This is a genomic window from Acidaminococcus sp. CAG:542, assembly GCF_000437815.1.
Classification (GTDB): domain Bacteria; phylum Bacillota; class Negativicutes; order Acidaminococcales; family Acidaminococcaceae; genus Acidaminococcus.
In genome coordinates this window covers 1-6,910 of the sequence record NZ_FR902110.1, presented here as the reverse complement: position 1 = coordinate 6,910, position 6,910 = coordinate 1, and the positions used below count along the sequence as shown (strand labels likewise).

Below are 6,910 nucleotides of genomic sequence, written 5' to 3'. Positions count from 1 at the left end.
GGAAGATCCACCTGCTGCTGGATTTCACCGATCATCCCCGGGAAATCGCCGACCCCTGGTATACGGGGGATTTTGTCAGCACGTACCGGGATGTGAAGGAAGGGTGTGAGAGCCTTTTCTGTCGGAAAAATGTTCCTTCAGCAGCTGGTTGATTTCGCCTCTTTCTTTGCCCTGCTTTTCCATCTGTTTGATCAGTTTGTAGGCGTGGAACAGGGGGGTGGGGGCGATTTCGGAGCTGAAGAAGCCGATGCCCATGTTCCAGGCCAGCTGTTCGAACACATCATCCAGGGCCCGGGAATCCAGGCCGTTGGCATAGGCCTTCAGCAGTTCCCGCATGGCCTGGCGCATCCGCCCGGCACCTACTGCATTGGCCAGGGAGAGCAGCAGCCGGATGTTGTAATCCAGGTAGCGTTTTTCGCTTTTCCAGGTCATATCCCAGAATTCCACCGCCAGTTCGCCCAGCTTTTCGTCGATCATGGGGTAGTTGGTGATCACCGCCGGCCGTTCCGGGGCTTCTTCCGTGTTCCCTTTGTTTTCGGTCCGGTAGAAATAGGCGTGGTATTCGTTGGGGGCCTTTTTCTCAGTGGCATGTTCATAGCCCAGCATTTCCATCACTTCGTAGAGGGGGATGGGTTCGAAGGTCTGGATCACTTCCAGTCCCTGGCCCACAGGGAGCTTGGCCGCCTGTTTTTTCAGGCCTTCCAGGAAATTCCCGGCAATGCCCCGCACGTCGACTTTTTTAAAGCTGCTGATTTTATCGTTCCATTCCAGATTTTTCATACCGATTCTCCTTCCATTTGTTCCTGTTACCATGGATGATGTTACGTTCTTCGTCTTTCTGGAAACAATATAGCATGGAAAAAGAAACCGGTATGTTGTTTTTACAACGGAAATTGGCACAGGAAACCCTCCGGGAGGCCGGGAAGGGCGTGCCTCTGGCGCGCCCCTACGCGTCAGGGTCGGGGGTTCGGTGCACGGTCTGTATTTCGGTGCGTAAATCGGTACCGTAGGGGCTCCACGCCGGGGAGCCCGCAAAAAACACCGATTGTACGGGCGTAATAGCAATCATCCCTACGCTAACTACGTCCAATCCGATTGAAGGAGATCCCTCGATTCCAACGTGGTAGGGGCTGCCCGCAGGGAAGCCCGTCCCGGCCGCCGGTTTTCACTGTTACCTATTGAAAAAAATGAGCTGCTGCATATACCTGCAACAGCTCTAATTCATTTGATTACCGATAAACTTCCCGTCGGTGAGCAATTTCAAAAAGAAATACAATCAGCACATCATCCTGGATTTCGGCAAACAGCCGGTAATCTCCTACCCGGTATCGCCACACCCCTTTCAAGTTTCCCGTAAGAGATTTTCCATGCTGTCGGGGATCTGTTGTATCCACCAGGTTTTTAACCACCCAGTTTTTAATGACACGGGCCGTTTGTTTATCCAGTTTTTTCAGTTCTTTTACCGCGTGTTCAGAGAACCGTACCTGGTACATATTAAATGCCCAGCTCTTTCCAGACCTCTGTATGATCATAGGTCTTTTCTTTCTTCAGCAGTGCCCGGGCCCGCAGGATCCGGTCCTCGTCCAGTTTCATATCCTCCTCGATTTTATCCAGCACCAGGCTGCGGATAAAAGAAGAAAGATTCAGATTATTGGCGGCCACATAATTTTGAATCAGTTTGTTTTCTTCATCGCTGACCCGAAGAGAAATGGTGCTCATAGGAAATCCTCCCTCGTAATACATGTAATACCTTCTACCATAAGTATAGCAAAAATGCGTGAAAAAGCAAGAGAACAGAAGGGGGAAAGGGAAGATCCCTCCGGGAGGCCGGGGAGGGCGTGCCTCTGGCGCGCCCCTACGCGTCAGGGTCGGGGGTTTGGTGACGAGCCAGCAGGCCTGCTAGTTTGCATTTTTCCTGTGCAGACAGTTTCATGGTACCGCCCTCCTCAGTAATTTTCCCAGAACAGCCGGGCGGTTTCGTGAAGAGGCCGGCCTTTTTTCCGGACCAGCACCACCTGGCTTTCCAGCTTTTCTTCCCGGACCGGTACCGCATTCAGGTTCTGGCTCAGGTTCACCACGCTTTCCGGCACCAGGGCCACCCCCAGTCCCGCCTGGGCCCACTGGAGGCAGCTCCGGGCATCATCCGCCAGGCACCGGAAATACAGGGAAAAACCCCGGCCCCGGCAGATTTCCTGGATGATCCGCTCCCACCGCCGGTATCCCAGAAGGGGCAGCTCCTCCAGATCTTCCAGGGTAAAGGCCTCCGGCAGGTGTTGGGGGAACAGGTCCTGGCTCCCCAGGGCGCAGAAATGTTCCCGGCACAGCACCTTTCCTTCCACCCGGGTTTTGGAAAAGGGGGTCCGGATCACGGCCAGATCCACCGTTTCCTTTTCCAGGGCGTCCAGCAGCTGGTAGGTGTTCCCTTCGTACAGCTGGATGGAAATCTCCGGGTACTTCTGGGCGAAATACCGGGCACCCCGGAAAAACCGTTCTCCGGCGCCAGAAGAGATCATCCCCAGATGGAGACTGCCTTTTTTTCCCAGCTGGAAATTCTTCATGTCCTCCTGGGCCGCAAGGGTCAGGGTCTGGATCCGTTTGGCCGTGTCATAGAGGCTTTTCCCCGCTTCCGTGAGACGGATCTTCCGGCCGCCCCGTTCCAGCAGCCGTACCCCGCACTGGGCTTCCAGCCGCTGGAGCTGGAGGGACACCGGGGGCTGGGTCAGGTTCAGCCGCCGGGCCCCTGCTGAAATGGACCCTTCTTCCACCACTGCAATGAGACAGTTCAGCTGTTCCAGGTTCATAATGCATCCTCCTATATGGAAAATATATGGTTCTCAATAGATTCAATATTTATTATATAGTATTTCCGGTGGTAAGATAAAGACAGTTCAAGCAATGAGGTGCTGATTATGAAAAAATTTCTTTCTTATTTTAAGGGGTACCGCTGGGACTGCATCCTGGCCCCTTTGTTCAAACTGCTGGAAGCCCTGATGGATCTGGCGGTGCCGTTGGTGATCGCTGCCATGATCGACCAGGGACTTTCCACCGGAGACGAAGGCTTCCTGTTCCGCTGCTTCCTGGTGCTTATGGGGCTCATGGTGCTGGGCATGGGCTTTTCCTTTACCGCCCAGTATTTTGCAGCCCGGGGCAGCGTGGGGGTCATTACCCGGCTCCGGCAGGCCTTGTTCGATCATATCCAGGGGCTGTCCTATCGGGAACTGGACACCCTGGGCACCGATACCCTGATCACCCGGCTCACCAGTGACGTGAATCAGGTCCAGACCGGGCTGAACATGGCCCTGCGGCTGCTGCTCCGGAGTCCCTTCATTGTGTTCGGCTCCATGGTCATGGCCTTTTTCATCGATGTGCCCAGCGCCCTGGTGTTTGCCGTGGCCATCCCTCTGCTGCTGGTGGTGGTGCTGGGGATCATGCTCCGGAGCATCCCTCTCTTTACCCGGGTACAGGAAACCCTGGACCGGCTGCTCCAGACCACCCGGGAAAACCTGACCGGGGTGCGGGTGATCCGGGCCTTCTGCCGGGAACAGGCGGAAATCCGGGAATTCGACAGCCGGAATGCTGACCTGACCCGGAAGAACCTTCATGTGGGCCGCTGGTCCGCTTTGATGACACCGGGCACTTATTTGCTGGTGAACCTGGCCACGGTGGTGCTGATCCGCCAGGGTGCCCTCCGGGTGGAACTGGGGGCCATGGCCCAGGGGGATGTGGTGGCTCTTTACAATTATATGGCCCAGATGATCATTGAACTGGTGAAACTGGGCAGTATGATGATTACATTGAATAAATCGGCAGCCTGTGCAAGCCGCATCCAGGGAATCCTGGAGGTGGAAAGTTCCATGACCAGTCCCGCTGCTTACGGACCCCTTCAACCGGTGAGCGGGGGACCGGCCGTGGCTTTCCATCACGTGTCCTTTGGCTATGCCGGAGGCGCCGAAGCGGTGACAGATCTGGATTTTGCCATTCCCAAAGGCAGTACTGTGGGAATCATCGGGGGCACCGGCAGCGGCAAGACCACCCTGGTGAACCTGATTCCCCGTTTTTATGATGTGACACGGGGCCAGGTGGAAGTGGAAGGCCGGGACGTGCGGGAATACCCGGCCGGCCATCTGCTGGAAAAAATCGCCCTGGTACCCCAGAAGGCAGTGCTTTTTGAAGGCACCATCCGGGACAACCTGCGTTGGGGCAAGGCTGATGCCACCGACGAAGAACTGTGGCAGGCCCTGGAAACTGCCCAGGCCAAAGATGTGGTGCTGGGGAAGGAAGGCCGGCTGGATGCCCTGGTGGAACAGGGGGGACGGAACCTGTCCGGAGGCCAGAAACAGCGGCTGACCATTGCCCGGGCCCTGGTGAAGAAACCGGATATCCTGATCCTGGACGATTCTGCCAGTGCCCTGGATTTTGCCACCGACCTCCATCTCCGCCAGGCCATCAAGGCCCTGGAAGGGGAAATGACCGTATTCATCGTGTCCCAGCGGACCAGCAGCGTCCGCCAGGCAGATGTGATTTTGGTGCTGGATGACGGGAAACTGGTGGGCCAGGGAACCCATCTCCAGCTGCTGGAAACCTGCCCGGTGTACCAGGAAATCTTCGATTCCCAGTATCCCGGCCGCCGGGCGGAAGAAATCCGCAAGGGAAAGGAGGAAGCCTGATGTCCATGGATAGAAACAATTCCAGCTGGGTCACCCTGAAAAAAGTCTGGAAGATCATCGACGCCTACCGGATGCTCCTTATTGGGAGCCTGGTGCTGGCCGGTGTTTCCGTAGCTCTCCAGCTCTATGTGCCCATCCTGTTCGGCCGGGCCATTGACGGGATCCTGGGACCGGGACAGGTGGATTTCCCCCTGGTGGGCCGCTATGCTTCCCAGATCCTCTTTTTGGTGGTCCTGTCCAGCCTGGCCACCTGGGCCATGAATCTCATCAACAACCAGTTGGCCTTTAACACCGTCCGGGATATCCGGAGCCGGGCCATCCGTCAGATCCAGCAGCTGCCCCTGTCCTTTTTGGACGGCCACAGCACTGGTGACCTGGTCCAGCGGGTGATCGCCGACGTGGACCAGATTTCCGACGGGCTGCTTTTGGGGTTCACCCAGCTGTTTTCCGGGCTGGTGACCATTGTGCTCACTTTGTATTTCATGTTTTCCACCCACCGGAACATTTCTCTCATGGTGATCGTCCTGACCCCGGTGAGCTTCCTGGTGGCCCGGTTCATCGCCAGCCGGTCCTATCGGCTGTTCCAGAACCAGACCGCCATCCGTGGGAAGCAGACCGCCCTGATTAACGAAACCATCGGCAGCGAAAAAGTGGTGAAGGCCTTCTGCCATGAAGAACGTTCTTCAGACCAGTTCCGGAGCCTTAACGAAGAGCTGCAGCAGGCCACCCAGGGAGCCCTGTTCTACAGCTCCCTCACCAACCCGTCCACCCGGGCGGTGAACAACGCCATCTATGCCCTGGTGGCCCTGGTGGGGTGCTGGGAGATCCTGGGCGGAGGACTTACCGTAGGGGGGCTCACCGTGCTGCTGTACTACGCCAACCAGTACATGAAGCCCTTTACGGACATCAGCTCCGTGGTCACTGAGCTCCAGAATGCCCTGGCCTGCGCTGCCCGGGTGTTCGCTCTCATCGAAGAGACTCCCCAGAGCGCCGATCCGGACCGGAAACTGGTGTTCCGGGAAGGGCGCGTGGACATTTCCCATGTGTATTTTTCCTACAATAAAAAACGCCCTCTGATCGAAGACTTCAACTTCCAGGTGGAACCGGGCCAGACCACCGCCATTGTAGGGCCCACCGGCTGCGGCAAGAGCACCTTCATCAACCTGCTTATGCGGTTCTACGATGTGGACCGGGGGACCATCGCCATCGACGGCCAGGATACCGGGAAAGTGGACCGGCACTCTCTCCGGCGGACTTACGGCATGGTGCTCCAGGAAACCTGGCTGAAACAGGGGACCATCCGGGAGAACATCGCCTTCGGGAAGCCGGGAGCCACCGAAGAAGAGATCATCCAGGCCGCCAAAGAAGCCCACAGCTGGGAATTCATCCGCCGGCTGCCCCAGGGGCTGGATACGGTGGTGGACGACGACAGCCTGAGCCAGGGACAGAAGCAGCTCCTGTGCATCACCCGGGTGATGCTGGCCCTGCCGCCCATGCTGATTCTGGACGAAGCCACCTCCAGCATCGACACCCGGACCGAGATCCAGATCCAGAACGCCTTTGCCAAGCTCATGGAAGGCCGCACCAGCTTCATCGTGGCCCACCGGCTCAGCACCATCCGCAGCGCCGATCGGATCCTGGTGATGAAAGACGGGAAAATCATAGAGCAGGGCACCCACCAGAGCCTGATGGAACAGGGAGGGTTTTACAAGGAGTTGTACAACAGTCAGTTTGCAGGGTGATAAGGGTGTTGCACAGAACGTGCAACACCCTGTTTTTCCATTCACCCCCCAAAAACGCCCATTCATCCCGCAGGGGGTTCTCAAATCTGGAAACTTCGGTATAATGGGACCTGAGGGGAAATTATCTGTACCGAGGAGGCACGAACATGGACAGAAACAATTCCGACTTCAGCTACGAAATCACCCAGGAACTGGGAACCCTTTCCACCAGCCCCAAAGGCTGGACCAAAGAGGTGAACCGGATTTCCTACAACGGCCGGACACCCAAATTCGACATCCGGGAATGGGCCCCGGGGAAAGAAAAAATGGGCCGGGGAGTGACCTTGAGCGAAGAAGAAGCCAAAACCCTGTGCAAGATCCTGTTCCAGTATTTCAAGGAACAGGCAGGGAGGTAAGAGGAGGGGGCTGCTGCAGGCGCAGCAGCCCCCTTTGTCAACGGTCAGCGGCAAAAAGGAGACCATCTGCCGGAGGCAGATGGTTTTGAAGGGAAACGCAGCCCTG

At 56.9% G+C, this 6,910-nt stretch carries 7 protein-coding genes and 1 pseudogene; 4 read left to right on the top strand and 4 right to left on the bottom strand.

Annotated elements, in window-relative coordinates:
* Positions 1–116: pseudogene (locus QVO43_RS10180) on the top strand (low molecular weight protein-tyrosine-phosphatase); the annotation flags it as partial.
* Here QVO43_RS10180 and QVO43_RS09535 read toward each other — a convergent pair.
* From QVO43_RS09535 to QVO43_RS09520, 4 genes are all read right to left on the bottom strand, one after another.
* Entirely contained in the window at positions 76–780 is a 705-nt protein-coding gene (locus QVO43_RS09535; RefSeq protein ID WP_022488290.1) for a DUF2249 domain-containing protein, read from the bottom strand. The pseudogene QVO43_RS10180 and the gene QVO43_RS09535 overlap by 41 nt on opposite strands.
* Positions 781–1,229: 449 nt before the next feature.
* Complete coding sequence (locus QVO43_RS09530) at positions 1,230–1,493, bottom strand: type II toxin-antitoxin system RelE family toxin (RefSeq protein WP_022488289.1); 264 nt, start codon at positions 1,491–1,493, stop codon at positions 1,230–1,232.
* A 1-nt stretch (position 1,494) separates the two neighbouring features.
* On the bottom strand, positions 1,495–1,719 hold the full coding sequence (gene relB, locus QVO43_RS09525) for a type II toxin-antitoxin system RelB family antitoxin (protein WP_022488288.1): 225 nt from the start codon (positions 1,717–1,719) through the stop codon (positions 1,495–1,497).
* Positions 1,720–1,946: 227 nt separating this feature from the next.
* On the bottom strand, positions 1,947–2,801 hold the full coding sequence (locus QVO43_RS09520; protein ID WP_022488287.1) for a LysR family transcriptional regulator: 855 nt from the start codon (positions 2,799–2,801) through the stop codon (positions 1,947–1,949).
* A gap of 108 nt (positions 2,802–2,909) precedes the next feature.
* Between QVO43_RS09520 and QVO43_RS09515 the strand changes: the two genes are divergently transcribed.
* From QVO43_RS09515 to QVO43_RS09505, 3 genes are all read left to right on the top strand, one after another.
* Positions 2,910–4,667 carry an ABC transporter ATP-binding protein gene (locus QVO43_RS09515; protein WP_022488286.1) on the top strand — a complete coding sequence of 586 codons (1,758 nt, stop codon included), beginning with the start codon at positions 2,910–2,912 and terminating at the stop codon, positions 4,665–4,667.
* Positions 4,667–6,409 (top strand): ABC transporter ATP-binding protein, encoded by a 1,743-nt coding sequence (locus QVO43_RS09510; RefSeq protein WP_022488285.1) that lies wholly within the window; start codon positions 4,667–4,669, stop codon positions 6,407–6,409. Before QVO43_RS09515 ends, QVO43_RS09510 begins: the two co-directional genes overlap by 1 nt.
* Positions 6,410–6,555: 146 nt before the next feature.
* Positions 6,556–6,804, top strand: coding sequence for a YdbC family protein (locus tag QVO43_RS09505; RefSeq protein ID WP_022488284.1), 249 nt, complete (start codon positions 6,556–6,558; stop codon positions 6,802–6,804).
* The last annotated feature ends 106 nt before the right edge of the window (positions 6,805–6,910 follow it).

What these genes read in the sequence shown, in the direction of transcription:
- QVO43_RS09530 (WP_022488289.1), bottom strand. Translation starts at nt 1,493, where the DNA reads ATGTACCAGGTACGGTTCTCTGAACACGCGGTAAAAGAACTGAAAAAA.
- QVO43_RS09505 (WP_022488284.1), top strand. Translation starts at nt 6,556, where the DNA reads ATGGACAGAAACAATTCCGACTTCAGCTACGAAATCACCCAGGAACTG.
- QVO43_RS09520 (WP_022488287.1), bottom strand. Translation starts at nt 2,801, where the DNA reads ATGAACCTGGAACAGCTGAACTGTCTCATTGCAGTGGTGGAAGAAGGG.
- QVO43_RS09515 (WP_022488286.1), top strand. Translation starts at nt 2,910, where the DNA reads ATGAAAAAATTTCTTTCTTATTTTAAGGGGTACCGCTGGGACTGCATC.
- QVO43_RS09535 (WP_022488290.1), bottom strand. Translation starts at nt 780, where the DNA reads ATGAAAAATCTGGAATGGAACGATAAAATCAGCAGCTTTAAAAAAGTC.
- QVO43_RS09510 (WP_022488285.1), top strand. Translation starts at nt 4,667, where the DNA reads ATGTCCATGGATAGAAACAATTCCAGCTGGGTCACCCTGAAAAAAGTC.
- relB (WP_022488288.1), bottom strand. Translation starts at nt 1,719, where the DNA reads ATGAGCACCATTTCTCTTCGGGTCAGCGATGAAGAAAACAAACTGATT.